Origin of the sequence: Rathayibacter sp. AY1B4 (genome assembly GCF_002932815.1) — a bacterium.
Classification (GTDB): Bacteria; Actinomycetota; Actinomycetes; order Actinomycetales; family Microbacteriaceae; genus Rathayibacter.
Window position 1 is genome coordinate 1 of the sequence record NZ_PSWN01000054.1, and the last position, 1740, is coordinate 1740.

Genomic DNA, 1740 nt, shown 5'->3' on the forward strand with positions numbered 1-1740 from the left:
CCGGCCGCCCACGTCCCTCACGGCCGACCACCACCCCCGGGGCTGGTTCGAGTCCTGACGCGGTCCCCTCCCTCTCCGCGGGATGCCGCTCCGGTACGCGACACGCCGTGCCGGGCGCACCGACGTGGCGTCTCGCGGGGAGGTACTGGGGGGATGCAGCAGTCGGAGGGGCGCGAGCCGGACGAGGTGCGCCGGTACGGGGAGGCTCCGGAGCAGATCGCGGACGTCTTCCGCGGGGCGCCCGGCGAGGCGCACCGGCCGGTCGTGCTCGTGCACGGCGGATTCTGGCGCGCGCGGTGGGACCGGCGGCACGCCCGGCCGCTCGCGGCGGCGCTGGCCGACCGCGGGCACGACGTGCTCCTCCCCGAGTACCGGCGCACGGGCGACACGGGAGGCGGCTGGCCGGGCACCGGCGACGACGTCCTGGCCGTGCTCGCGGCGCTCCCGGCGCTGCTGCCCGGCGCCGGACCGGTCACCCTCGTCGGCCACTCCGCCGGCGGCCACCTCGCCGTCTGGTCGCAGGCCGCCCGTCCGTCGCCGCACGTCGCGGCCGTGGTGGCGCTGGCGGGCGTGCTCGACCTGGCCGCCGCCTCCGCCGACCGCCTCAGCGACGACGCCGTGGGCGAGCTCCTCGGCGGCGACCTCGCGCTGCTCCCGGGCGCCGACCCCGCGCAGCTGCCCGCGCCGCCGCAGCCGACCACGCTGATCCACGGCGTGCTCGACGAGGACGTCCCCGTCGCCTACAGCCGCCGATACGCCGACCGGCATCTCGCCGTGCAGCTGCACGAGCTCGCCGACGCCGACCACATGGCGCTCGTCGATCCGACGACGCCCGCCTTCGCGATCCTCCTCACCGCGCTCGGCTGACGCGGGATCGCACCCCCTCGCCCGTCGGCGTCCGCTGGGGACGGATCGCGACACACCGCCCGCCGAGGCGCGACGGGAACAGGCCCCCTACAGGACCGGCGGGTACAGGAAGAGCGGGACCTGCGCGGTGGGGAAGGTGCGGGTGACGTAGCTGTGCTTCCCGCCGTAGTTGTACTCCTCGAGGAGCACGGTGCCGTCGTCGTTGACCTTCTGCACGTACGAGACGTGGTTGTAGGTCCACCACGCGACGCAGCCGACGATCGGGACGCTGCTGGTCGCCCAGCCCTTCGCGGCCCAGTTGTCCGGCCACTCGTAGGCGCTGCCGCCGAGCGGGGTGATGTTCCCCCACGTGTACTTCCACGGCGCGGAGGTGCGACCGGCGTCGCGGTTGAGGCGCCAGGCCACGAAGTCGACGCACTCGCGGTAGTAGTAGCCGAGGGGCGAGAGTCCGCCGCCGTCGTCGTCGATCGTCTCGTAGGGCCACGGGTAGTCGTCGCCGACCGCGCGGGTCTGCACGGTCGAGAACTCTCCGCCGTTGGATCCGGAGAGCACGGCCGCCTGGCGGCTGGCCTCGTCGAGCTGCGCCTGGGTCGGTGCGGCGAAGGCGTCGCGGACGGCGGTCTGGCCGGCGGCGTCGGAGGAGACGGTGAGGTTCTGGAGGCCGACCCGGTTCGCGGCGGCGCGGCCGGTCGCGGTGGCGGAGGAGCTGCGGGCGCCGTACGCGGGGATCGCGGCCGTGGCGAAGAGGCCGCCGACCACCGAGAAGGTGCCGAAGGCCAGGGCGCGGCGGCTGAGGCCGCGGGCCCGGGCGGGCTCGGCGGCGCGGGGAGCGACGGGGCGGGAGGCGGACGCGCGGCTCGGTGAGGCCGGGAT

At 76.1% G+C, this 1740-nt stretch carries 2 protein-coding genes; one reads left to right on the forward strand and one right to left on the reverse strand.

The genetic code is table 11. The features are described 5' to 3' along the window. Positions 1 to 153: 153 nt before the first annotated feature. A complete protein-coding gene (locus C5D66_RS16970; protein ID WP_146083234.1) occupies positions 154 to 867 on the forward strand; it encodes an alpha/beta hydrolase in 714 nt (237 codons plus the stop codon). An 87-nt stretch (positions 868 to 954) separates the two neighbouring features. Here C5D66_RS16970 and C5D66_RS16675 read toward each other — a convergent pair. After that, positions 955 to 1740 (reverse strand): CHAP domain-containing protein (locus C5D66_RS16675; protein WP_104327013.1); only part of this gene is annotated, 786 nt, incomplete at its 5' end.